The following is a 23,884-nucleotide window of genomic DNA, read 5'->3' as shown; positions in this document are numbered from 1 at the left end:
GTTCCTTTCACAGTTCCTGTGGTGCGTGTGATTTGGTGCTGGCGGCGATCAGGTCACGTGTGTAGGCGTCTTGTGGACTTCGCATCACGTCCGCGACCCTCCCTGATTCGACGACGACGCCGTCTTTGAGGACCAGGACCTCGTCGCTCATGTGCTCGACGACAGCCAGGTCGTGGCTGATGAAGAGCATCGCGACCGTCTTGCTCGCCTGCATGGCCGACAGCGTGTTCAGCACCTGCGCCTGAACCGACTTGTCCAGCGCAGAAACGGCCTCGTCGCAGACGATGAGTCGAGGGTCGTTCGAGATCGCGCGGGCTATGGCAACGCGCTGCGCCTGTCCTCCCGAGATCTCATGCGGGTACACGGCCAAAGCGGCCGCGGGAAGCCCCACGAGATCCAGGGACTCCAATGCCCGCTCGCGCCAGGACGATCGAGGCGCGCCCTGAGCCCGCAGATGGAAGAACAAGTTCTGCTCGATCGTCATCGTCGGGTTGAGGGCGTTGCGCGGATCCTGGGGAATGAGCTGCACGGCTCGCCGAAACGCACGGCGCTGCGACCTGTTACGGTCAGCGAAGGACGCATGATCGAGACTCACCAGACCTGAGGTCGGAGAGATCAGTCCCAGGACGATTCTCCCGAGAGTCGACTTTCCGGACCCGGACTCGCCTACCACCCCGAGTGTCGCACCGGGATCCAGGGAGAAGGAGACGTCGGACAGCGCCTGGTGGTTGCCGAACCTCTTGGACACGCCATCGACACGAAGAAGTCGCTCGTTCATAGCCTTTCCTCCTCCCCGACGCCGATCGCGACGAGGTGTCCTGGCTCACACTCCCGAAGAGGAGGCCAATCCGTTCGGTCCCGCATCGAGTCCGGGACGACAGCGAGCTCGCCGCGGGGAACTCCCGGGCGAGGCTCAGCCCCCAGCAGTGCGCGCGTGTACGGATGGGCGGGTCGAAGGAGCACTGCCTCCGCCTGCCCGTACTCGAGAAGTCGTCCGTGAAGCATCACGGCGACACGATCGATCGGACGATTCGCGATCCGGGCGGCGATTCGCACATCGTGGGTGACGAAGAGAACGGAGGTGTCGAATCGGACACGGAGGTCGTCGATGAGATCGACGATGCGGACGCCGACGGACGCATCCAGCGCGCTCGACGGCTCATCGGCGACGAGCAGACGCGGACCCGCTGCCAGCGCGAGGGCGATCGCCACCCTCTGACGCATGCCACCGCTCAGCTCATGTGGATAGGAATGCAAGACACGTACCTCATCGTGAAGTTCGACCAGGTGCAGCAGCTCACGCACGCGCGCCGTCGTCTCTCTCCGCGTGGACGTCACGCCGTGGACTCGCAGCACCTCCCCGAGCTGAGAGCCGATCCGGCGCACGGGGTCGAGCGACGTCGATGGGTCCTGAGCGACGAACCCGATCTGACTCCCACGTAGTCGACGCAGTGTTCTCTCAGGGGCGCCGATGACGTCGACCTCGTCGAATCTGATCTCTCCGCTCTGCCGCGAGCGGGTCGGACCGATCCCAGCGATCGTACGCGAGAGCACAGTCTTACCGCTTCCCGATTCGCCGAGCAGCACCGTGATCTGTCCGGCATGCAGCACGAGCGACACGTCCGAGACCGCGGTGAACTCTCCGAAGGAGACAGTAAGGTCTCTCACTGTGAGGAGGCCGGTCATGCGTTGTCCCCCCTCACGTCCAGGGCCTCTCTCAGCCCGTCGCCTACCACCGGGAAGAGCACCGCGAGCGACAGGATGACCGCCACCGGGAGCAGCGCGAGCGTCGGGTCCGTGAACACCGTGACCTGGAGCTCCTGGAGGATCGCACCGAGTTCGGGGGTCGGAATCGGCACCCCGAGCCCGATGAACCCGAGGCCTCCGCCGATCGCGATGTTCGCTCCGACCAGGGACGTCGCGTAGGCGAGTACGGCTGGTAGCACCAACGGCAGAACCTGCTGCGCCGCGATCCTGAGGTTTCCCGCGCCACTCACCCGCGCCGCGGCCACGAAGTCGAACCCTCGCACCCGGAGCACCTCCGTCTCGGCGATGCGCACGATCGGCGCAATCCAGATGACCGTAAGCGCGAGGATCAACGTGCCGACGCCGACGCCGAGAGTGACGGCGACCAGCAGCGAGAAGAGGATCCCCGGGAACGCGAACATGACATCACTGAACCGCATGATGAGTTGGTTCACCCACCGAGGTCCGAGACCGGCGGCCAACCCGAGGACCACTCCCATGACTGACGCGACGATGATGGGGGCGATGCCGATGAACAAGGACAGCGCCGTGCCATGGACCAGACGGATGAGCAGGTCACGGCCTTGACCGTCGGTTCCGAGGGGATGGCCATCGGTTCCGATCGGGAGGAGACGTTCGGCGAGGTTACCGGCGAGGGGGTCGCCTATCGGAACGAGCGCGAAGGCGCCGGTGACGAGGATCAGCAGCACGATGACGGTGCCCGCAACCCGGGAGCGGAGCGGTATTCGTGTCCAGAGCCTTCGGGATTTCCCGGGGACGTGAGCGCGGATCCGCTCGGTGCGGGGCGCTATTCCTGCGTGAACGGTCATAGTCGTCCTACTCGGATTCGGGGGTCGATGAGCGCGACGACGACATCGACGATGAGCAAAAGGAGGATGAAGGCGGCAGCAATGACGAAGGCTGTGACCTGGACCAGGTCGTAGTCACGGGCCCCGACCGCTTGGACCACGAGGGAGCCGAGACCGGGGATCGAGAAGATGGTCTCCACGAAGATCGCGCCGCCGAGCATCCATCCCATCTGGAATCCGAGCAAAGTCACGACCGGGGGAAGCGCGTTGTGGAACACGTGTCCCGCCACCCGGGCGGGCGACAATCCACGCATCCGGAGAGAAGGAACCAGTTCTGTCGAATGGATCGCGTCGACGGAGGTCTTCAGAGAGCGGCCGAGTTGCGCTCCGGTCGCGAGAGCGAGGGCGAGGGCGGGGAGGAAGAGATGGGATGCCACAGATGCCGGCGAGGGATCCGAGCTGTTCCAGATGCCACCGGAGGGGAAGACGGGAACCAGGACCGTGAACACGATCAGCAGGAGCAGGGCAACCGAATACTGTGGCGCTGAGAGGAGGAACGCCTCCACAGCATCCGAGACGCGCCGGACGATGCGCACTTCATGGGTGCCTAAGAGCCCGAACACGAGCGCGATGGCGACCGCCAGGACGGTCGCTGCCAGCGTCAGCGACAGCGTGGCCCGAAAGGCGGGAAGGACAATCGAAGCGATGTCACTGCCTTCGCGGTACGAATACCCGAGGTCGCCCTGCAGGATCTGGAGGAGCCAGTGGGTGAACTGCGACCACAGCGGGGCGTTCAACCCCAGTCTGTCGCGCAGCCTGTCCCGCTCGTCCTGCGAGGAGTCCAGCCCGAGGATCGTGATGGTCGGGTCACCGGGAATGCTCCTGATAAGCAGGAACACGATGAGCGCGACCACGAGCAACGTCGCAGCAGATGCGAGGATTCGGCGGACGACGAATCCGGAAAAGCCTGGTGAATGCACGACATCCTGGTTTCTTCATCGGACAGATGGCCAATGAACAGAGGATGAGTGATCACACGCTGTTTGTCAAGCTTTTCATGCAGAGAAACCCGGCTCTTCGATCACGATGCCGAAGGCACGGAGAACCGCATCCAGAGCTGCACGCTGGTCACCCACCGCGACCCGCTCCGGATACAGAGCCGCCTGGGCGCCGAGACCGTCGACGAGAGCGATCAGCGCCTCCACGACAACGCTGGGATCGACGTTCTCCGGCATCTCTCCGAGGCGGCGGGCCTCCAGCACAAGCGGCATCAGCAGCCGGCGCCATCGCACATAGGACTGCCACCGCTCAGCCGCGAGGCGGGGATCGGTCAGCGCCTGTCCCCAGAATGCCAGCTCGATTTGCTCCCCAGTGAGCGAAGAGGGGTCACTGGGGATCGCCTGCACGAGCGCGGCACGCAAAGCCCGTGCCCCCACGAGGGTCGCCACCGTGTCGTCGACCCTCACGGTCAACAGATCGAGTGACCGCTGCAGTGCGGCGTGGAGGATCTCATCCTTGCCCGAGAAGTAGTGGGCGATGATGCCGTGCGACACGCCCGCCTCCCTGGCGATCTCACGCGTCGTCGCCCCGGCCAGGCCGCTTCTGGATACGACACGCAAGCACGCGTCGGCTAGCTCGAGTCTGCGCGCAGCATGATCAACGATCTTCGGCATACCCCTGACCCTATCTCGACGGGTCGCACTTGACCGTGACGTTGGCGATCGGTTATTTTGGCCAAATGGCCGATAACTCGTCGCGCAGACGCCTCCGTCTTTCGCTTAGCTTCAGTGGCATAGCTCCGCTGCGCGAGAGCATGGAGATCGCGGAGGCGGCTCACACCGCCGGGCTAGATGGGTTGTGGTACTGCGAGCATGTAGGTTGGCACGACGCAGTGGTACCGACCGCGCTGCTTCTCGATCGGTATCCGGGTCTGGACGTGGGCATCGTCGGCCCCGCGCCGGTGAGCAGACACGGCGCAGTTCTCGCGATGGAGTTCGCCAGCCTTGCCGAGATCGCTCCGGGGCGACTACGGGCGCAGCTCGGTCTGGGCGGAACCGCGCTCATGCAACGCATCGGCGGGGGCAGCAATTCGGTCGCACTGGTCCGAGAGTACGTCGAATCCGTGCGAGGCACCCTTTCGGGTCAGCGCATGTCGGGTGTCTGGGCCGGACACCTATTCGAGGATTTCCAGCTCCGCGAACCGTCCTCGGTCCCACTGGACATCATGGCGATCCGTCCGCGAATGCTCGAGCTCGCCGCGCGGACCGGCGATGGCGTGTCTCTGTCGACCGGGGCCTCGATCGACTACATCAAGCATGCCGTCAGCAAGATCGAGAAGATTCTGAAGGAGATCGGTCGCCCCCGTGACACTTTCCGAATCAACGCGCAGGCGATCGGCAGCGTCGACAAGACGCTCGCCGGCGCCGTCGAGAACGCGGCTTCCCGTCTCGCGCGCTTCTCCCCCGCGGTGCTCGCGATCCTCGCCCCGGGACTGGATCCGCGCCGCGATGCCGAGCGGATGAGTATCGCGGGGACGCCGGAGGATCTCGGCGCCCGCCTCTCGGAGTACGCCGATGCCGGCGTGGATGAGGTTGCGCTCGACATCCACCACGCCCCCGGGCTGCTCGCTGCCGCTCTCGGCAGCCTGACCGCCTCGCGCGACAGCCGCACCACCGTCCTTTGAGTCACCCAAACAGTTAGGAAGAAGACGATGTCCATCACCGACAACTTCGAGCGCGAGCTCGCCGACCTCAAAGCGCTCCATAACGGCTGGGTCGTGGCCAACGAGACCGCGGACGTGGATTGGCTGCGAGCCCACGTACACCCCGACTTCGTGATGTGGAACACGGTCGGCGCTGACTTCTACGGACAGTCGGAGATCATCCTGCTGTGGTTGCGCCTGCGGGAAATGATGGCCCAAGCGGGGTCCCCCCGCGCCGTCTCCGAGGCATGGGGCGACGATTACCTGATCAGCGGAGACCTTGCGGTCGTGCATTGCCATGCGTTGCTCAAAGTGGACTTCGGAGACGGTGCCGGGGCAGAGGCTGGAGGAGACCTCGACCGAAAGTTCCGATGCACGGAGGTGTATCGGCGCGATGACGGGGAGTGGAAGATGATCCACTACCACGGGTCGCCCCACCTCCCCGGCCTGCTGGGCGGGCGCTGACGTGAACGCGACCCCGGTATCAGCGGCGACGGCGAACGGCACGGTCACCGGGTGGCGGCGTCTCGGGCCCGAAGGCTCGTCACACGTCGTGCTCGTGCACGGAGCGAACGGCGAGGCTGCGGAATGGCTGGCGCTATCCGAGCGTCTCGAAGACCATTCCGTTCTCGCCATCGACCTTCCCGGGCACGGGGGGTCTCATGAGGTGCGCCCGCTTTCGATTGACGTGTGCGTGCAGTCCGTTCAGGCGCTTCTGACGGCGTGCGGCATCGACCGCGCTCACGTCGTCGGGTCGTCCTTCGGCGGCGGCGTGGCTCTCGCCTACGCGGCGGCGCACCCCGACAGGGTCAGCACGGTGACCACCGTGGGAACGTCCCTCGGTGGCAACCGGGCTCGTTTCGAAGAGGCCGCAGCCGCGCTCCGCGCCGTCGGCCCCCGCGCATTCTTCAACGAGGTCATCCCCCACGTCTCCTACCGTCCTGATGCGCCGGCCGATCTGGTGAGACAAGCCATCGAACGTGCGTCGAGCAATGACGTCGAGACTGCCACAGGGATTCTCGAGATGGCGTTCTGCACCCCGTTGGACTCGTTCGCCTCGGCCACTCCCCACCCTCTCCTCGTCCTGGGTGGCCGCGAAGATCTGACGTGTCCGCCCGAAGCGGTAGCGAGCCTCGCCGAAGCGGCAGGCAGCGTGCCCCTCACGATGGCCGGCCTCGGACACCTCCCGCACCTCGAGGATGCCGACCGCATCGCGTCCGTGCTGACGGGCTTCTGGAGCACGCCGGTGCGTCCCGAACGGACCATCGCGGACCTCGAGTCGCTGCGACGCCTGACACAGGACGATCGCGGGGCGCAGCGACTGTGCTGGAGCGCCCGCTGGCGCGATGCTCGCGCACTCTTCTCGACTCTGCTCGACGAGATTCCCGGGGTCCGTCACTGGACGGACGAAGCGGGAAACCACCACGCCGAGCTGCCGGGCACCTCGTCTCGCACGCTGATGATCGGAAGCCACCTCGACTCGGTGCCCGACGGCGGCAATCTCGACGGTGCGTTCGGAGTAATGGCGGGCCTCGAAGTCTTGCGCACTCTTGCTGCTCAGGGCACCCCGCCTCTGACCGTGCGCCTGACCGACTGGGCCGATGAAGAAGGCGCGCGCTTCGGGCGGAGCCTTTATGGGTCTGCGGCCTTCACGGGCGCCCTCGACGTGGATGCGCTCCGGCGACTCGTCGACTCCGACGGTCGCCGCAGTGAGGACGTGCTGAAGGAGAACGGCGTCGACCTGACACGCATCCACCTCGCGACGGCGGACCTCGACGACGTGGCGGCTTACCTCGAGCTTCACATCGAGCAGGGGCCCGTTCTCGAGAAGACCGGGCAGGATCTCGCCGCTGTCACCGGTTCCCTCGGCGTGCAACGGCATCGACTGGTTCTGACCGGCACGCCGGGGCATGCCGGAGGCACTCCGATGGACCTGCGCCACGATCCGGTCATGGTTGCCTCGCGCGCCCTGGTCGCCGCCCGGACGGCGGCACTGTCGCGCAACGGTCTGATCACCTGCGGAGTGCTCTCCGCCACGCCCCCCACCCCCACCGCGATCGCCGCGCAGGTGACGCTCATGCTCGACGTGCGCCATCAGGACGCGGGAGAGCTGGAGGCGCTGTGGTCGGAGATCTCTGAGGAGTTCCACCGCATCAGCGAGGAGGAGGAGGTCGAGTGCGAACAGACACCGGTGTGGACCACACCGCCGGTGCGCTTCTCGTCCGACCTCGTCGGGGAAGCCTCCACCGTCGCCTCAGCGATCACCGGAGAACACGACGCCCTTGTCAGTGGGCCGCTTCATGATGCCTGCGAGATCTCCGCCGCCGGCGTGCCGACCGTCATGCTGTTCGTTCCCAGCCGCGGCGGGGTCAGTCACGCCGCGAACGAGCACACAGACGACGACCTCCTGGCCGGCGGAGTGCGCGCACTCGCCACTCTCACAGACCGCGTGCTGCGAGCGCATCAATGAAGCCTCGGGATATCTCGGACCGCCTCACCGCATCGATGCGCCATTGGCGTCAGGAGCTCCATCGGCGCGCGGAGATCGGTCTCGATTTGCCCCGCACCCGCCGCTACGTCCGCGAGGTGCTGGAGGATATCGGGGTCGACATCATCAGCACCGACGACGATCTCTTCGTCACGGCCGTCATCTCCGGCGGCGACGGTCCGACGGTGCTCCTCAGGGCAGACATGGACGCGCTCCCGCTGGACGAGGCTCCGGGTGCGGATTGCTTTGCGGACGCCCCTGGCGTGATGCATGCCTGCGGGCACGATGCGCACACCGCCATGCTTCTGGGGGCTGCACACATTCTGTGCGAGAAACGCGACACTCTGCAAGGGACGGTACGCCTGGTCTTCCAGCCGGGAGAAGAAGGGCATGGTGGTGCGGCTCTGATGGTCGACGCCGGAATCTGTGACGGCATCGACGCGGCGTTCGCGCTGCATGTGGCACCGCAACTCCCCGTGGGATGCCTTGCGGGGCGACCGGGTACGCAGATGGCGTCGAGCACGCCGTTCGAACTGGTCGTCCGCGGTGCCGGGGGCCACGGTTCCACGGCCGGGACGCGGGAAACTCCGCTGCTCGGCGCCGCACGACTGGCGCTCGAGCTCGCCGATGTCGACGAGCAGCCGGAGAGCTCTGGCTTCGTCCTCTCCGTGACCCTGCTCACGACCGGCTCGGCAAGCAACGTCATCTCCGACTCCGCGGTGATCAGAGGGACCATCCGGGCGCATTCCACCACGGGCGAAGAGGCAGGCCGTGCGGCGCTCGAGCGAGTCGTCACCACGACGGCGGGAGTCGACGTGAACTGGTCCGGACCATACGCCCCCGTCCTCGTGAACGATGCCGTGGTGTTCGCCGACGCGGCCGCCGTCGCCGACCAGATCACGGAGGGTCGGTTCCTTCAGATGCCGGAGCCGTTGACCTCGTCGGAGGACTTCGCCCTCATCGCCGATCGCGTGCCGTCCGCGCTCTTGTTCATCGGAGCCGGCTCGCCGGAGGCCTCGCCGGTGCATACCTCGCAGTTCCGCCTCGACGACGACTGTCTCGCGGTCGGTGCAGCGATGCATGCGTCCTTCGCGTCCCGGCTGCTGTCCTGAGCGACCGGATATCCCGTGTACGCCGCCACCACAGGCGGGTGCCTCAGACACTGAACCCGAGGAGGAAGCAATGACAAGCCTGATCGATGTGCGGTCCATGACGCGGTGGGTCCGGGATGCCGGGGTGGGCACGATCATACGCGGCATGGTCGAGTATCTCGATGACGATTTTCGACGTTGGGAGCGCTTCGACAAGGTTCCTCGAGTGGCGAGCCATACGCCGTTCGGCGTGATCGAGCTGATGCCGACGAGCGACGGGGAAGAGTACGCGTTCAAGTACGTCAACGGTCATCCGGAGAATCCGGCCCGCGGGTTCCAGACCGTCACCGCGTTCGGCGTCCTCGCCGATGTACACAACGGGTATCCGACCTTCGTCGCTGAGATGACCCTGCTCACGGCATTGCGCACGGCGGCGACGTCGGCGTTGGCGGCCCGCGCACTCGCTCGCCCCGACTCCGCCGTGATGGCGTTGGTGGGGGCCGGCAGTCAGTCGGAGTTCCAGGCCATCGCGTTCCGGGAGATGCTCGGTATTGAGAGCGTCCGCGTGTTCGACACCGACCCTGACGCCGTGGTCAAGCTCTCGCGCAACCTGCTCCCCCTCGGCTTCGAGGTGACGGTCGCGTCTTCTGCCGGCCATGCCGCACGCGGCGCCGACATCGTGACGGTATGCACAGCGGACAAGACCCGCGCAGTGGTGCTCTCCGCGTCGGACATCGATCCGGGCACCCACATCAACGCCCTCGGGGGCGATTGCCCGGGCAAGACCGAACTCGATCCTGCCATCCTCTCCCTCGGCAGGGTGTTCGTGGAGTATCCGCCGCAGACGCGCATCGAAGGCGAAATCCAGCAGATGCCAGAGAGCTTCCCTGTCACAGAACTGTGGCGGGTGCTGACGGGGACGGAACCGGGTCGCGTCGGCCGGGACGAGGTCACGACTTTCGACTCCGTCGGCTTCGCCATCGAGGACTTCTCCGCGCTCCGGTTCGTCCGCGACCAGGTCGCCGGAACCGGGTATACGACGCCGATCGATCTGATCGTGGCCCCGGACGATCCCAAAGACCTGTTCGGCCTCGTCGGTCCCCTTGCCCCCATTGGTTGAGATGGGAGGGGCACGCACGGTCGTGATGATCCGACCGCACCATTTTCATGTCAATCCTCAAACTCTGAGCGACAACGCTTTCCAAAGCGCCGACGACGTCACCGCCTCAGAGGTCTCTCGGCGAGCGCGCGACGAGGTCGATCAGGCCGCCTTCGTCCTTCGCCGACACGGTGTCGAGGTCGAGCTCTTCGACGATGATCGCGTCGATCGTCCGGACGCGGTGTTCCCCAACAACTGGTTCTCGACCCATGCGGACGGAAAGCTCGTCCTGTACCCCATGCATGCGCCCAATCGGAGGAGCGAGCGCCGTGCGGACGTCATCGAGCATCTTCGCCACGAGTTCGAGGTCTCTGAACTCGTCGACTTGACCGCCGCTGAAGATGAAGGCCGCGCGTTGGAGGGCACCGGGGCGATCGTCTTCGATCACTCCACCCGTATCGCGTTCATGGCCCGCTCGCAGCGCACCGACGACGGGCTGTTCGAGCAGGTGTGCGACCTCCTCGGGTATCGGCCACATCGCTTCGATACGGCCGATTCGGAGGGATTGCCGGTGTACCACACCAATGTCCTGCTGAGCATCGGCGAGAGCTTCGCGGTCCTGTGTCCCGAGCTCCTCCCCCACCATGACGAGCGCGGGCGGCTGCGAGAAGCCCTCGAGACGCAGGAACGCACGGTCATCGACCTCGACGTCGCGCAGATCGGCGACTTCGCCGCCAACATCCTGGAATTGGATGCCCCTTCCGGCCCGATCATCGCGATGTCTACACGAGCGCATACTGCATTGACGCGCGATCAGCGACGCGCGCTGGAGAAGGGGGCGAAGCTAGTTCGATTGGACATACCGACGATCGAGCGCGCCGGAGGTTCCGTCCGCTGCATGCTCGCCGAGATCCGCCTCGGGCGCCGGGATGCGCTGCCCGCCGTGTCCTGACGCGAACGTGGTGCACTCCGGCGCAGGCGATCTCCCCCTCTCCTTCCTATTCGAACCCGCTTGCGCCGAGCGCGGCTTCCGCGACATCCGCGGACGCCGTGCCGCCGTGCATCCACAGGGGCGCGACGAGAGCACGAATGCCGATCTCACGGATGGCGGGGACGAGCGCTCGATCCTCCTCGGCCACGAGCCAGGCGTCGAGGAGCCCGCCACGCTCTCGCGCACCGTACAGGGCCGCCACCGTATCTGCACTCGTGGCGACGCCGAGGGCCTCCAGGCAGATGTCCGCCATGCCCCTGACCACGGCGCCGTCGATGATGGGAGACACACCCACGACCCGCGCCTTCGTGGACTGGAGCGCGGTGCGCATCCCCGGGACGGCAAGGATCGGACCGATCGAGACGACCGGGTTCGACGGGGCCAGGACGACGACGTCTGCGTCGAGGATCGCCTCGGTCACCCCCGGCGCGGGAAGGGCGCTGTCGATACCGGGGTTATCGAAACGTAGGGGGGTCAGCGCCGCTCGATGCCTCGTCCACCACTCTTGAAAGTGCAGCTGGCGCACATCGTCGCCGTCTCGCACGGTGACGAGCGTATCGACCTCCGTGTCGGTCATCGGGAGCATGCGAACCCCGAGATCCCATCGACGACCCAGGAGCTCCACCACCTGCGTGGGCGTCAGACCGTCGCGGAGCCATCCCGTGCGGGCGATGTGCGTTCCGAGATCGAGGTCTCCCAGCGTGAACCACGGCCACCCGGCTCCCCAGCTTCGAAGCTCCCGAGCGACCCGTTCCGTCTCCTCACGGCGTCCCCATCCACGCTCCGCGTCGTTCACCCCGGCCAGCGCGTACAGGATGGAATCGATATCGGGCTGGAGCCTGATCCCCGACAACCAGAGGTCGTCTCCCGTGTTCACGATCGCAACGAGATGGTCCTGGGCGCGGTCGATCCCGCGACGGCGCACCGTCTCGCGCATCCCCACGAGAAAACGAGAGCCGCCGACCCCGCCGGCGAGCACGGTGATGCGAGGCGTGCGGGCGTTCATCGCCACTCCTTCACGTCGACCCGTCGCGCCAACGACGCGATCACCCGAAGGGTCTCCGTCCCTTCAGCAGGAAGCGCCGGCGCAAGGTCTTCGCGAACATCGACATCCCATCGAACGCCGGACGTGTTTCGGAGCAACAGCGGCGCGTATCCCGCATCGGTGTGTCTGTGAAAGGAACCTCGACCGAAGTGGGTCATGATCTCGACCTCCGCATTCCAGGTGACCATGGTCGTGCCCGTGCCCTCTTTGTCCGGCACGACCCCGGCTCGGCACTCCGCAGCCTGTACGAGCGCCTCGGCGAGATCCTCGGGGGTCAGGAAAGGAAGGTCACCGACCAGCGCCGCGCGACGTCGCCGGCGACTCGTCGAGGACCGACCGATCGCGATCGCCTTGTTGACGCCTCCGGGTGCACCTTCAGCGACCACCCGTGCCTTACGGGGAAGCAGCGGACTCACGCTCTCGACGTTCGAAGCGACCACGACGATCTCCTCCACCGACCGGCAGGCAGCCACGGCTCTGAGCGTGTCCGCCGCCATGGCGCGTGCCAGTCTCGGACGACCGACACCAAGGAGTCGGGACTTCGCAACACGGAAGTCCTTGAGCGGGATGATGATCGTCCACGCCGGAGCGACCACGCTCATCGTGCAGCCTCCGCCTCGGCCAGTACCCGCCCGTCAGCACCGATCGGAAAGATCCTGTCGATCTCCTCGCGGAAGTCACCAACCGTGCCAGGCCAGAGCAGGCTCAGTCGCCCGTTGCGCTCGTCGACGTACCAGTTTGTGCATCCACCCGACACCCAGGGCGTGCCCCGGCTTCTGCGGATGATGCCCTCGGTGTAGGAAGCCTGCGCGTGCGTGCTCACCCGGACGGGCCGACGACGATCCCTCACGCAGCGCTCGATGAGGCGGCATTGCTCTTCGATCATCAGAAGCGAGGAGTTGTGTCCGAGTGCGGCGTTCGGCCCGTTGAGGATGTAAAGATCCGGGAAGCGCGCGACCAGGGTGGACCCCACCGATGCCATCCCCGACGACCAATGCTCAGCCAGCGTGTACCCGTCCTCTCCCTCGACGATATCCGCGTACGGTTGATGGATCGTCTCGAAGCCGGTCGCGAACACGAGCAGATCGGCGCGATGGATGCTCCCGCTCGCCGCGACGAGCTCCTCACCCCTGATCGCGGCCAGCGCACTGGGCTCGAGGGTGACGGCCGGGGAGGCGAGAGCCGGATAGAAGTCGTCGGACAGAAGAACCCGTTTGCAGCCGAACGGATAGCGAGGCATCAGGCTTTCCCGCAGCCCCGGATCGGCGACCTGGGACCTGAGGTGGGATCGTGCCGCCTCCCGCGCCGCCTTCGTCGCCTGCCGTTCCCCGGACCTGGACGCGTATCGGGCCTCGCCCTCATCGAACAGCTGCTTCCTGACTTCCTCCAGCGCACCGGGGACGGAGGACATCCTCTCCCTCTCTTCCGGCGTGATCGCCCGGTCCCCCTTCGGGAGCACCCAGGGGGGCGTGCGCTGAAACAGCGTCACGGTCGCGCCCTCGGCCACCAGCTCCGGCAGGAGCTGCACCGCGCTGGCGCCGGTTCCGACGAGCGCGACGCGACGGTTGCGCAGTTCCGTGTCCGGCGACCAGCGAGCGGTGTGCATCGTCGGCCCCGGGAAGCCACCGAGCCCCGGTATCCGCGGAAACTGTGGTTCGGTCAGCCGACCGCACGCCAGCACGATCGACTGGGAGGAGAGGGTACGCGGATTCGTTCCTCCGACCTCGACCAGCCACTGACTTCCCGTCCAGGATGCGCGGCGGACGGGAGAGTCGAATCTCATGCGCGCGTCTATCCCCTCTGCACTGGCGACGCGCTCGAGGTACTCTCGGATCTCAGCCCCGGGCGCGAAGAGACGGGACCACCGGGGATCGGGATGGGTGGCGAGGCTGTAGAGGTGCGACGGGACGTCGCAGGCTACCCCGGGATAAACGTTGTCCCTCCACGTTCCTCCCAAGGTGGATGCCCGTTCGAGGATCTGGAAGGACAGCCCCGTCTGCTTCAGCATCATCGCCGCCGCTATCCCGGAAAAGCCCGCGCCGACCACGAGCACATCGACGTCGACGACAGTCATAGGATCCGCCGTTCCGCAGGGACATCCTTATAGTCGGTGGTGCGTTGCCGCAGGGGGCGGAAGAGACTTGCGGTGATGCCACGGGCACGGGAGGGCCGCATCTCCCGGCCGTGTTCCGCACCGATGGCGGGGAGGATGCGCCCGTCGAAGAGGGTGCCACCGAGGTCGTCTCCGCCGGAGCGGAGCACGGCCAGGATGTGTCGGTCGTTCAGCCGCGTCCACGGCACTTGAATGTGCGGAACGGTTGAGGAGAGCATCAGCCTGGCCACCGCGAACATGGCTCGATGCTCATCTTCTGGTGATCGCCCTGAGACCAAGGGCACCCCGTGCGGATGGGGCATCGGCACCATCTCGGTGAATCCGCCCGTCAGGCGCTGGATCTCGATGATCTTCCGGAGGTGCGCCACCCGTTCATCCGCCGACTCTGCGTGGCCGTAGTGAATGACCGACGAAGAACGCAGCCCGGCACGGTGCGCCGCGATGATGACGTCGATCCACCGGTCGACGGGGATATCTTCCGGTCCGCTGCGCGCGCGCACTCTCTCCGAGAGGATCTTCACGCCGGTTCCGGGGATCGTGTCGACGCCCGCTTCCCGGAGGTCTCTCACCGCGTCGTCGATGGTCACGCCCATGCGGTCCGCATGGTCGCAGATGTCGCCGGGCCGGAAGGCGTGCAGGTGGAGGTCGGGGGACGTCGCTTTGACGATGCGCGCGAGCTGCAGGTATCCGTCGTCTGGTTCCTCCCTCGGGATCTGCCCTTGGAGACAGATCTCCGTCGCGCCGGTTTCTGCGGCGTCGTCGACGATCGCGGCCAACCCGGCGATGGTGAACCTGCCCGGCATCGGACGGGCGCTCCAGTATGTCGAGGTCACGTTGCGGTTCGCGACGAGGCCGATCGACTCGCCGACGGTGAAACGGCGTACCTCGTCCGCCACGACGGCAAGTCGTTCGAGCCCATCCCCGGTGAGATGCAGAAGGTGCGCCCACTCCGCATCGTCGACATTCTCCGGATCAGCGCTGGCACGGTCGACGATGCTCTGTCCGCTCCGACGCACGCGACTCCCGCGCTCGTTCTCCCCGTGCCCGCGCATCGGTGACGACGGCTCTCGCTCGCTGGCGAGCATGGTCAGCGGATCGGCCAGTGTAAGGACCGCAGGCACGAGGGCGTCGTCGATCCAGGCGGTGGGCTCCCGCAGATATGAGGGATGCACGGTGAGCCTCTCCCGCAGCCGGAAACCGGCACCGGCGGTCAACGCGGCGAGGTCATCGATCTGCGGCCACGGCCGTTCGGGATTCACGTGGTCCGCCGTCAGCGGTGACACGCCGCCCCAATCATCGATGCCGGCCCGGATCAGCGACTCGAACTCCGTGGGGTCAGACAGGTTCGGAGGGACTTGGATGCGCATGTCGGGCCCGAAAACGATTCTCGCGACCGCGACGGCCGCGAGGTAGTCCCGTCTGTGCGCGTCGGGCACCGACTGCATGACGGTGTGCGACTTGGCACGGAAGTTCTGAACGATCACCTCCTGGATGTGACCGTATCGTTCGTGCAGATCACGAAGCCTCAGCAGGGACTCCGCACGGTCCGCCAGAGACTCGCCGATCCCGATCAGTACACCAGTGGTGAACGGGATCCGCGCTCGACCCGCGTCTTCGATGACCCGGAGGCGGACTGCCGGATCCTTGTCCGGCGAGCCGTAGTGCGCTCGGCCGGGCTCCGTGAAGAGGGCGCGCGACGTCGTCTCGAGCATCATTCCCATCGACGGGGCCGTCGGTCGAAGTGTGACCATCTCGTCGTGGCTCATCACGCCGGGGTTGAGATGCGGTAGCAGGCCCGTCTCCTCCCGTATCAGGCGGGCCATCGCTCCGACATAGTCGAGCGTGGACGCGAATCCATGCTCGTCGAGCCATTCCCTGGCCTGCGGCCACCGGCTCTCCGGCCGATCCCCCAGTGTGAGTAGCGCTTCCTTGCAGCCGAGGGCCGCGCCACGTCGTGCGACGGTGAGCACCTGCTCCTCCGACATGTAGAGGCGCTGTCCTTTGCGACGCAGTTGCGAGGGGGTGTCCACGAAGGTGCAGTAGTGGCAGCGGTCACGGCAGAGGGTAGTTAGCGGGATGAAGGCCTTCCTCGAATAGGTGATGGTCTTCGGGCGGCCGATCCTATTCAGCCCCTCGTCCCGCAGGCTCGATGCGTGGTCGAGAAGATCGTCGAGGGCGTCGCCTCGAGCGCCGAGAAGCCTCTCGACTTGGGTCGCCTCCGCGGAGACGTACATCAGGCGGCCCCGGTGCGGCGCGACGAACGAACAGAAGATGGGCTCATGGTCGCGGCCTCTGGGAAACTGCCTGCGCGCCCGCCGAGTACCCTTCCCGGTACCCTTGCTCCAGCGCCTCGGCGGTGCCCAGCCAGAACATGTCTGCCTCGCGTCGCCGAACCACGCCCGCCGCACCAGGAAGATCCAGTCCTCCCACGAGGTCGCCACGACCGCGGACTACTGCGACGGGCTTTCCGTCGGTTTTGCCCTTGACGAGGTCAGCGGTCGCCGCGAGCTCGTCCGCCACGCATACTGCCGTAACCGTGAGAGGCTTGCCTCCGGCGTCAACGGTGCCGCGCAGATCGAGGATCATCCGCACGCCTCCCCCACCGATGGCGACGTCCGCCTGTCCCTGCCTCCAGGGGCGGCCGAGGGTATCACTGACGATCACGCCGACCTGGGCGCCTGTGGCATCGCGCAGCCTTGCGGCGAGGTCTCGCGCACTCGCGTCCGGATCGACGGGCAGCAGCAGCACCCAGCCCTCGGGCGTGTTGCTCGCGTCGACCCCGGCTGCGGCGGAGACGATACCCAGACGGTTCTCGACGATGCGTGTCGTGTGGCCGTGGGACGTTCGGGAGGCAACCGTACGGACCGTCTCGGCTGTGATCGCCTCCTCGCGGTCGGTGGCCCGCACGTACCGGCCTTCCGCCTTGGAGACGATCTTCGAGGTGACGACGAGGATGTCGCCGTTCTCGAGCCGGATACCGGTGCCGAGGATGGTCTCGACAAGGTCGTCTCCGGGTTCTATCTCGCGGATTCCCTCGAGGGCGAAGACGGTCAGCATCGCCGGCCCCTCCTTCTCAGGCTCCGCGCTGATCCGCGTCGCCGGTGCCCAGGGCCGACCGAGGCCGACGGCCGTCGCGAAGGCAGCACAGCTCAGCGCTCCACAGGTGACAGCGCGCGTATCCGTGGCGCTAGATCACGCTCGAAGAGCGTCAGGAACCGTCGCTGTTCTGCACCGGGCGCGTGGAAGACCAGATGAGTGAATCCCGCGTCGACGTAAGGGCGTACCTGGTCCACGATCCGCTCGGGATCATCGCCGACGATCCATCGGGCGGTGATCTGGTCGATCGGCAGCGCGTCCGCCGCACGCTCCATCTCGACGGGGTCGGAGATCGTGTGCTTCTGCTCGGCCGACAAGGACAGAGGCGCCCAGAACCTGGTGTTCTCCCGTGCCCGCACCGGATCCGTCTCGTACGAAAGCTTGATCTCGATCATGCGGTCGACCGACGCCGCCGGACGGTCCGCGGCATCTGCTCCCTCGTCGAGCGCCGGGAGGAGACGTTCCGTGTACAACGACATGCCCTTCCCCGATGTGCAGATGAGTCCGTCCGCTTCGCGACCCGCGTACCGTGCCACGACAGGTCCGCCCGCCGCGATGTAGACCGGGACGGGGCGGTCGGGGCGGTCGTAGATCGATGCGTCTCGCGTGCGGAAGTACTCTCCCGAGAAGCTCACCCGCTCCTCGCTCCACAACTGCCGCATGAGCCGCACGGCCTCGCGCAGCCGGCCCAGACGCTGCGCGAAAGCCGGCCAGGGCGCGGCGTCGTCGAGGGCTCCTGTCGCGATCTCGTTTAGCGCTTCGCCCGACCCGAGACCGGCGACGATCCGACCGGGATACAAGGATCCGAGTGTGGCGAACGCTTGGGCGAGAACGGCGGGGTTGTAGCGGAAACTCGGCGTGAGCACGCTGGTGCCGAGCACGATGGATGAGGTCCGCTCCCCCACCGCGGCGAGCCACGCGAGAGAGAAAGGTGCGTGTCCGCCCGTGTGACGCCATGGCTGGAAGTGGTCGCTGACGAAGGCCGACTCGAAGCCATGTCGCTCTGCGAGGACGCCGAGTTCCACCAACTCCCGCGGACCGAACTGCTCGGCGCTGGCCTTGTACCCGATGGTCAGGGACATCTCATACCTCTTTCTCGCCGCGCCTCAGCGGCAGCGTCGCGCAGCGGAAACCGCCCGGGAACCTGGTGACCTCTGAGAAGTCGTGCCGGATCGGTTCGATGCCGCGAAGGCGAAGCGCCTCGGCGAGACGACGGGCCCGGTGATCGATGACTATGCGGTCAGGAGCGAGGGCGACGGTGTTGACCATGAGACCGCGGGCCTCCGTGTCATCGGCCTCGATGAGCTCAAATCTCTCGGCCAGCTGTGCACGCGAATACGGGGTGAGGGATGCCGAGTGGATGTAGCCGAGTTGGGCGCCGACCATCGTGAACTTGGTGTCCAGGTGGACGACTCCTCGACCCGAGAACTCGATCGGCAGGATCTCACGGCTGATCCCGGCGCGATCGAACCCCTCGCGCAAAGCACTGATGCCGGTCAGATCGGTGGCCTCGCTGAGGCCGACGAGGACAACATCGTCAGTGACGATGACGTCGCCGCCCTCGATCCGCCCGCCTGCCAACGTCTCGACACGAGAGATATCGTCGAGGTAGGGCCGGAGGGCCCGCTGCTCTTTCCGGCGAATCGGGTCACGGGAGCGCGCGAGGAAGAGGACGTCGTCGACGGCGAAAGCGAGGTCGCGCGGGTAAAGCTGGATGGAGACGTCGGCGAGGCTGTCGAGAGTGCGCACCCGCACGCCGTGCTCTTCGAGCATCCGCACGAATCCTTCGTGCTGTGGCCGGGCGATTTCATGCCTCGGCACCGCGACGGTGTTGTTGCGGGCGTACCTGATGCTGGCCACGTCGGGGTAGCGAAGCGACCCCCAGACCAGATCCCACCAGGTGAACGTTTTGTACGGGCCGACGATGACCTCGCGAAGAGGGGCAATGTCAGAAGGATTGGATATCTGGATCATGCGTTCTCCTTTTCGCCGCCCGGAATGTGCCTCTGCAGCAGACGAAGTCTGAGCTCCTGCCAGGACGGGTCGGCAGGATAATGGTCGTTTCCCTCTCCCAAGGATTCGGCTACGACCCCTGCCCAGAAAGTAGGTTCCTGGTTCTCGGGTCCGAAGATCTCCTGAGCGGCGTTCAACGCATCGCGCGCGGCGACGACATCATCCCGGCCCCCACCCGTCACCGCACGGATCCCCGCCCTGAGCAGGGCATCGGCCCTGTCGAGGTCGAGCAGGCGCTGGATCTCCGCAAGGGGATCCGCGTGGTCGTCGACCCTCAGATCGATGCGAGGTCGCGAGCCGCGGTGCGGGCCGACGATCAGGAGCGCTGCCGACTGTTGCCCCCGGAGGTCGCCGCCGACCGCGAGCGCGGCCCGGAGCGCACTAAGAAGACGCTCCTCCCAGGGAGCTCGTGCGTGGGTGTACGCCTCCTGCATACGCTCCCAGACGCCGTCCGTCGCCAGGAGGTTGCCCTGACATGCGACCTCGTCGACAACGCTGTGTCCCGCGAACCGCACGCAGAAGGCTCCGGTGTGCGCGGCCGCAGCGCCGTGCATGCCGACCACGGCGGTCTGTTGGAGCGGGGATCCGCCGTTGCTCGAGACGAGTTCGGAGAGCGCGTCTTCGGCGCGCTCTCCCCGGGCGAGGGCATCGAGCAGCCGTTCCGCGTCGCCGACGAGGGGGGAGCCCTGTGTCGCGACGGCGCCGACGCCGGCGACCCCGAACGCGACCGCGCTCCCCACGGCAAAGGCGTGAGATGCGACGGCGACGCCCATCTCACCGGTCTCGGCATCGCGCGCAACGATCGAGTATGTCATCGGACCTCCGTCGTTTCCAGTTCTCGCCTAGTAGGCATCACACGGTTCGGGCCGTGGCGAAAACGCGCATGATGTCTTCGATCTCATCGTCCGGGGCGGAGAGATCGAGCGCGATCTCATCGACACCGGCGTCCCGATACTCCGCGAGGCGCTCGGCGAGCCTCTCCGGCGTGGTCGCGATGGCCATCCGTGCGACATCTTCTGCCGGTGCGCAGTTCGGTGCGAGGATACCGAGAATGTCCGGCGAAAAGATGCCGAGGGTAGGACGTAGCCGATCCTCGGCATCCTTCTGAGTGTCGGCAAGGGTGCCGAAGGCCTGCGCGGTGACACGGAAGCTCCCGCGTTCCCGTCCGCACTCTTCAAGGATCTGCTCGATCCTCTGGACAGAGGCCGACAAGTACTCCACCGATGCTCCTGTCGACAGCGAAACGCCGTCGGCGACGCGCGCAGATAACTCCAGCATCTTCGGCCGGATCGCCATGACGTCCAGTGCCGGGGGTTCGGGACGCGCCAGAGTCTGGTAGCCGTCGAACACGTGCCCCGCCCACTTCCCTGTCAGAGGTTCGCCGGCAAGCGCCATGCGCGTGGCCTCGACATACTCCCGCACGTGCGCGAGCGATCCGCTCACGCCTCCGATCCTGCCGACTAGCCGCGCGTCGCCGAGGCCCAGCTGGGCGCGCACGCGCCCGGGTCCGAGTTCGCTGAGGTCGGCGAGCTCCATCGCCAGGACCGCTGGGTGCCGGCTCACCGGCGCGGGCCCAACGAGCCCCACATCGAGATCGGGATGGCGGTCGAGCATCACCGATGCAGGGACGACCGCATCCCGGAAACCCACGTGCTCGCAGTACCACACGCCGTCGAGGCCGGCGGCCTCGGCAGCGCGCGCAGTGCGAAGCGTGGTCTCGATCGGTCCGAAGCCGCTGAAGCTGACGCTGATGCGCATGTCACCATCCCGAAGTGCAGGAGCCGACTTATTCCGGCCCTTTGGCCAATATAAAGAGTGATCCGGTGATTGTCAACATCTTTCCACGCCCACTTACCGCTCCCGCCATTCCCGCAGAGTTTCGTCATCTACGGGTCCGACAGGGCACAACTTGACACATCACCTGTCAGCACATTTTAATTGGCCAACCGACCATTCATGTGTCGGATCGTGGTTACGATTGAGGAGAGGCAATGGCGACAGCAAACGCAACACCCCGTCTTGTCAGCCGCGCCTATTACCCGGCGCTGACAGCGGCGAGCACTGCGCTGTGGGCGATCATTCTCGGCCCCGTGCTCACCACCCTCCCCGCGCAGGTCGCGGTGCTCGACCCCGACAACCGGGTGGTTTCCCTCGCGATCATCACCGGCATCGGCGGCTTCATCGGCATCGCCACCAATCCCCTCGTCGGCTGGTTGAGCGATATGACGTCCACTCGCTGGGGGCGACGTCGTCCTTGGCTTCTCGGCGGAGTGTTGGTGATCGCACCCGCTGCCATTCTTGCGGGACACGCAGGATCCGTCGCCGAATTGACCCTGTGGTGGACCGTGCTGCAAGTGGGGGCGAACATGCTAATGGCACCACTGACGGCGACGATCCCCGACATGGTTCCCGCCCATCGCAGCGGTACGGCGTCAGCATGTCTCGGGATCTCTTGGGCCTGCGCCCCGGTTGTCGGAACACTGGCGCAGACGCTCGCGGGTTCCCCCGACCGGGCGTATTCGCTTCTGGCAGGTCTGATCGTCCTCTCGCAGATCTTCTTCATCTTCACCGTGAGGCAGGACACTGCCCGCCCTGATCAGAAGCAAGTCCGCTCCACGGCATGGCGGGAACTCCTCCCGAACGACCGGGATCTTGCACTCGCCTGGGTGCATCGGTTCCTGTTCGCGCTCGGACAGAACATCGCGATCACTTACCTCTTCTTCTATCTTCAGGACGTCGTGCGCTTTGAAGAGCTCTACCCAGACAGCAGCACCGATGAAGGGGTGCTCATTCTGACGGCGCTATATGGACCAGCAGTGATCGTCGCGGCTCTCCTAACAGGATCACTCGCCGACCGCACGCAACGGTTCAAGATCTACATCATCGGCGCGACCGCTGCATTCGCCTGCGGAACGCTCCTCGGTGCGCTGACGGCGAGCTGGACGGGGGTACTCGTACTCGCTGCCCTCACAGGCATCGGCTTCGGCGCCTACGAGGCCGTGAGCATGGCGATGACCATCCGCCTGCTGCCCGACGAACAGCGCCGCGCACGCGATCTGAGCATCATCAATGTCGCGACGATGATCGCGATCGCGATCGGCCCGGTCGCAGCGGCACTGTTGATCAGCCTCTCCGGCTACGCAGCGATGTTCCTCATCGCCGGTGTGCTCGTCCTGATCAGTGGAGCCGTCGCGTGGCTGATACGCGGCGTCCGCTAAAACTATCCCCTCCCTGCACGAAAACACTGACACAAGGAGATCAATGTCCACTCTCACCGGCGTCTGGGACGCCACGCTGCAGACCCCTCTCGGCCCCATCGCGATCGTTTTCTCCTTCGACGGCGACCCCACGTCGACTGCGAGCGGCGAGACCGTCCCGCTCACGGAAGTGACGACCCTGCCTCAGGACGGAACGGCGCTATCGGCACGCTGGGGAGCCGACGTCACGAAACCTCTCCCGGTTCACCTCGACTTCACCGTCACCTTTGACGGCGACGAACTCCAGGGGACTGCAAAGGCCGGCATGCTGATGCCCAGCGGCGAACTCCGGGGAGAACGTCGCACGCACACGACCTCGTGACCCCTGGGGGCCACCTAGGACCTCCGCACGGATTTGATCGCCTGTTCGTCTCCCTCGGCGCAGCGTCGCTCGCCGGGGCCGAGGTCGCCTGGGTGAACTTCCTCCTTGACGCCGGCACGCCGCCTGACCGGAACTACGGTGCCGGTCAGGCGGCGTGCTGAGAGCAGAACGCGCGGATCCGGTGGAGTCGACATCGGCCAGGTGTCCGCACCAATCGAGGCGGACCGTGCCTCCATCTCGGACCCGATCACTGGGGTCGTGCTGATGCTCACCGCCGCGTTCGCCCCGTGCATCACCTACAAGTTCCTGTCCTTCGTCGGCTTCGACATGTATCACTCGATGAGCAGCGAGCAGGAGGCGAAGTCGGCACTGAACCGGCCCGTCCCGGTTCCCGCATCGCTGAAGGGCGACAGTGTCGATGGCGGCGGTGACACCAGCGGAAAGCCCACCGGCGGCGGTAGTGGCGGATGCAGCGGACCGACGTCGCCACCCTCCGGCGCCCCGGCGGCAACGGCCGGGACCGCAACGCCCGCCGTAACCGGCGGAGCCGGTGCCGGTGCAGGGGCGGAGCCGGGGCAAGCGCGGGGGCGGGTGCGGCGGGAAGCTCGGTCGGTGCGGCGGGCGTCGTTGGCCGTCGCTCGGACCTGGACCGCTTCCAGCCCCATGGCAGCCGATAGGCCAGTGAGTCCTCGATGAATTGCAGCGTGTCCGTGACCTCCTCCCCAATCATCTACGCGGCGTCCTCACCGCGAAGCATGCGGCGAGGACATCCTCCCATCGCTTAGGAAGCACGCGGGGCGCGATGGGTGGATGCCGAATGCGATCCTGGCGAAGCTGGTGAGGATCTGTCGATTCCAGCCGATCAAGTGCGCCACCAGGTACGAGGGGCTCATCATCGTGTCCGTGACGTGACCATCCAAGACGAATTCCCTCAGGGTTTCTTCGGGGATCCTGTCAAGGTCTTCGCTGAGTTGGGCGAATTTCTTCTCGATCGCCACCAGATGCTCATCCTTACTGACCGGCACAGCCATTCGTCCCTCGTATCGTCTTTGCGACCGCTAACGCGCCCCGTCACTATCCGTTGGCGGCCTCTTCAGGCGGGGTCTCGGTGGT

At 66.2% G+C, this 23,884-nt stretch carries 24 protein-coding genes; 9 read left to right on the top strand and 15 right to left on the bottom strand.

All coding sequences use genetic code 11. The features are described 5' to 3' along the window. Positions 1-7: 7 nt before the first annotated feature. The 5 genes from FB560_RS06095 to FB560_RS06075 form a co-directional block, all read right to left on the bottom strand. The gene (locus tag FB560_RS06095) at positions 8-778 is read right to left on the bottom strand and encodes an ABC transporter ATP-binding protein (protein WP_141871540.1); all 771 of its coding nucleotides are present in this window, start codon (positions 776-778) and stop codon (positions 8-10) included. Then, a complete protein-coding gene (locus FB560_RS06090) occupies positions 775-1,686 on the bottom strand; it encodes an ABC transporter ATP-binding protein (RefSeq protein WP_141871539.1) in 912 nt (303 codons plus the stop codon). Before FB560_RS06090 ends, FB560_RS06095 begins: the two co-directional genes overlap by 4 nt. Next, positions 1,683-2,456 carry an ABC transporter permease gene (locus tag FB560_RS06085; protein WP_170198074.1) on the bottom strand — a complete coding sequence of 258 codons (774 nt, stop codon included), beginning with the start codon at positions 2,454-2,456 and terminating at the stop codon, positions 1,683-1,685. The genes FB560_RS06090 and FB560_RS06085 overlap by 4 nt, the downstream gene beginning before the upstream one ends. Positions 2,457-2,572: 116 nt before the next feature. Then, positions 2,573-3,535 carry an ABC transporter permease gene (locus FB560_RS06080; protein WP_141871537.1) on the bottom strand — a complete coding sequence of 321 codons (963 nt, stop codon included), beginning with the start codon at positions 3,533-3,535 and terminating at the stop codon, positions 2,573-2,575. Positions 3,536-3,610: 75 nt separating this feature from the next. After that, positions 3,611-4,228 carry a TetR/AcrR family transcriptional regulator gene (locus FB560_RS06075; RefSeq protein ID WP_141871536.1) on the bottom strand — a complete coding sequence of 206 codons (618 nt, stop codon included), beginning with the start codon at positions 4,226-4,228 and terminating at the stop codon, positions 3,611-3,613. A gap of 65 nt (positions 4,229-4,293) precedes the next feature. Between FB560_RS06075 and FB560_RS06070 the strand changes: the two genes are divergently transcribed. From FB560_RS06070 to ctlX, 6 genes are all read left to right on the top strand, one after another. Continuing rightward, a complete protein-coding gene (locus FB560_RS06070) occupies positions 4,294-5,238 on the top strand; it encodes an LLM class flavin-dependent oxidoreductase (protein WP_141871535.1) in 945 nt (314 codons plus the stop codon). A 27-nt stretch (positions 5,239-5,265) separates the two neighbouring features. Further along, complete coding sequence (locus tag FB560_RS06065; protein WP_141871534.1) at positions 5,266-5,721, top strand: YybH family protein; 456 nt, start codon at positions 5,266-5,268, stop codon at positions 5,719-5,721. Between the two features lies 1 nt (position 5,722). After that, positions 5,723-7,726 carry a hydantoinase/carbamoylase family amidase gene (locus tag FB560_RS06060; RefSeq protein WP_141871533.1) on the top strand — a complete coding sequence of 668 codons (2,004 nt, stop codon included), beginning with the start codon at positions 5,723-5,725 and terminating at the stop codon, positions 7,724-7,726. Then, positions 7,723-8,856, top strand: a complete 1,134-nt coding sequence (locus tag FB560_RS06055) for a M20 family metallopeptidase (RefSeq protein WP_141871532.1) — start codon at positions 7,723-7,725, stop codon at positions 8,854-8,856. Before FB560_RS06060 ends, FB560_RS06055 begins: the two co-directional genes overlap by 4 nt. Positions 8,857-8,926: 70 nt before the next feature. Then, a complete protein-coding gene (locus tag FB560_RS06050) occupies positions 8,927-9,955 on the top strand; it encodes an ornithine cyclodeaminase (RefSeq protein ID WP_141871531.1) in 1,029 nt (342 codons plus the stop codon). Positions 9,956-9,980: 25 nt separating this feature from the next. Then, complete coding sequence (gene ctlX, locus FB560_RS06045; RefSeq protein ID WP_211349951.1) at positions 9,981-10,886, top strand: citrulline utilization hydrolase CtlX; 906 nt, start codon at positions 9,981-9,983, stop codon at positions 10,884-10,886. Positions 10,887-10,932: 46 nt separating this feature from the next. Here ctlX and cofD read toward each other — a convergent pair whose 3' ends face one another. From cofD to FB560_RS06000, 9 genes are all read right to left on the bottom strand, one after another. Continuing rightward, a complete protein-coding gene (gene cofD / locus FB560_RS06040) occupies positions 10,933-11,931 on the bottom strand; it encodes a 2-phospho-L-lactate transferase (protein WP_141871529.1) in 999 nt (332 codons plus the stop codon). Continuing rightward, positions 11,928-12,572 (bottom strand): 2-phospho-L-lactate guanylyltransferase, encoded by a 645-nt coding sequence (gene cofC / locus FB560_RS06035; RefSeq protein ID WP_141871528.1) that lies wholly within the window; start codon positions 12,570-12,572, stop codon positions 11,928-11,930. Before cofC ends, cofD begins: the two co-directional genes overlap by 4 nt. After that, complete coding sequence (locus FB560_RS06030; RefSeq protein WP_170198073.1) at positions 12,569-14,044, bottom strand: flavin-containing monooxygenase; 1,476 nt, start codon at positions 14,042-14,044, stop codon at positions 12,569-12,571. Before FB560_RS06030 ends, cofC begins: the two co-directional genes overlap by 4 nt. Then, positions 14,041-16,317, bottom strand: a complete 2,277-nt coding sequence (gene cofG, locus FB560_RS06025; RefSeq protein WP_141871527.1) for a 7,8-didemethyl-8-hydroxy-5-deazariboflavin synthase CofG — start codon at positions 16,315-16,317, stop codon at positions 14,041-14,043. The genes FB560_RS06030 and cofG overlap by 4 nt, the downstream gene beginning before the upstream one ends. 43 nt (positions 16,318-16,360) lie before the next feature. Beyond that, complete coding sequence (cofE, locus tag FB560_RS06020; RefSeq protein WP_141871526.1) at positions 16,361-17,140, bottom strand: coenzyme F420-0:L-glutamate ligase; 780 nt, start codon at positions 17,138-17,140, stop codon at positions 16,361-16,363. 92 nt (positions 17,141-17,232) lie between these two features. Then, positions 17,233-18,261: a glucose-6-phosphate dehydrogenase (coenzyme-F420) gene (gene fgd / locus FB560_RS06015; protein WP_141871525.1), complete on the bottom strand. Its 1,029-nt coding sequence runs from the start codon at positions 18,259-18,261 to the stop codon at positions 17,233-17,235. Position 18,262: 1 nt separating this feature from the next. Then, positions 18,263-19,153, bottom strand: coding sequence for a dimethylarginine dimethylaminohydrolase family protein (locus FB560_RS06010; RefSeq protein ID WP_141871524.1), 891 nt, complete (start codon positions 19,151-19,153; stop codon positions 18,263-18,265). Then, positions 19,150-20,007 carry a DUF1028 domain-containing protein gene (locus FB560_RS06005; protein ID WP_141871523.1) on the bottom strand — a complete coding sequence of 286 codons (858 nt, stop codon included), beginning with the start codon at positions 20,005-20,007 and terminating at the stop codon, positions 19,150-19,152. Before FB560_RS06005 ends, FB560_RS06010 begins: the two co-directional genes overlap by 4 nt. Before the next feature lie 37 nt (positions 20,008-20,044). After that, on the bottom strand, positions 20,045-20,950 hold the full coding sequence (locus tag FB560_RS06000) for an LLM class flavin-dependent oxidoreductase (protein ID WP_141871522.1): 906 nt from the start codon (positions 20,948-20,950) through the stop codon (positions 20,045-20,047). A 362-nt stretch (positions 20,951-21,312) separates the two neighbouring features. Here FB560_RS06000 and FB560_RS05995 point away from each other — a divergent pair, with 362 nt between their 5' ends. The 3 genes from FB560_RS05995 to FB560_RS21170 are packed head-to-tail and all read left to right on the top strand — an operon-like array spanning position 21,313 to position 22,932. Next, positions 21,313-22,410 (top strand): MFS transporter, encoded by a 1,098-nt coding sequence (locus FB560_RS05995; protein WP_170198072.1) that lies wholly within the window; start codon positions 21,313-21,315, stop codon positions 22,408-22,410. Positions 22,411-22,453: 43 nt separating this feature from the next. Further along, on the top strand, positions 22,454-22,771 hold the full coding sequence (locus FB560_RS05990; protein WP_141871520.1) for a hypothetical protein: 318 nt from the start codon (positions 22,454-22,456) through the stop codon (positions 22,769-22,771). Beyond that, complete coding sequence (locus tag FB560_RS21170) at positions 22,768-22,932, top strand: DUF6112 family protein (protein WP_407662547.1); 165 nt, start codon at positions 22,768-22,770, stop codon at positions 22,930-22,932. The genes FB560_RS05990 and FB560_RS21170 overlap by 4 nt, the downstream gene beginning before the upstream one ends. 582 nt (positions 22,933-23,514) lie before the next feature. Here FB560_RS21170 and FB560_RS05980 read toward each other — a convergent pair. Further along, positions 23,515-23,802: a ClbS/DfsB family four-helix bundle protein gene (locus FB560_RS05980; protein ID WP_141871519.1), complete on the bottom strand. Its 288-nt coding sequence runs from the start codon at positions 23,800-23,802 to the stop codon at positions 23,515-23,517. Positions 23,803-23,884 lie beyond the last annotated feature (82 nt).

The organism is Microbacterium saperdae (genome assembly GCF_006716345.1).
Lineage (GTDB): Bacteria > Actinomycetota > Actinomycetes > Actinomycetales > Microbacteriaceae > Microbacterium > Microbacterium saperdae.
This window is presented reverse-complemented; position numbering and strand designations above follow the sequence as displayed.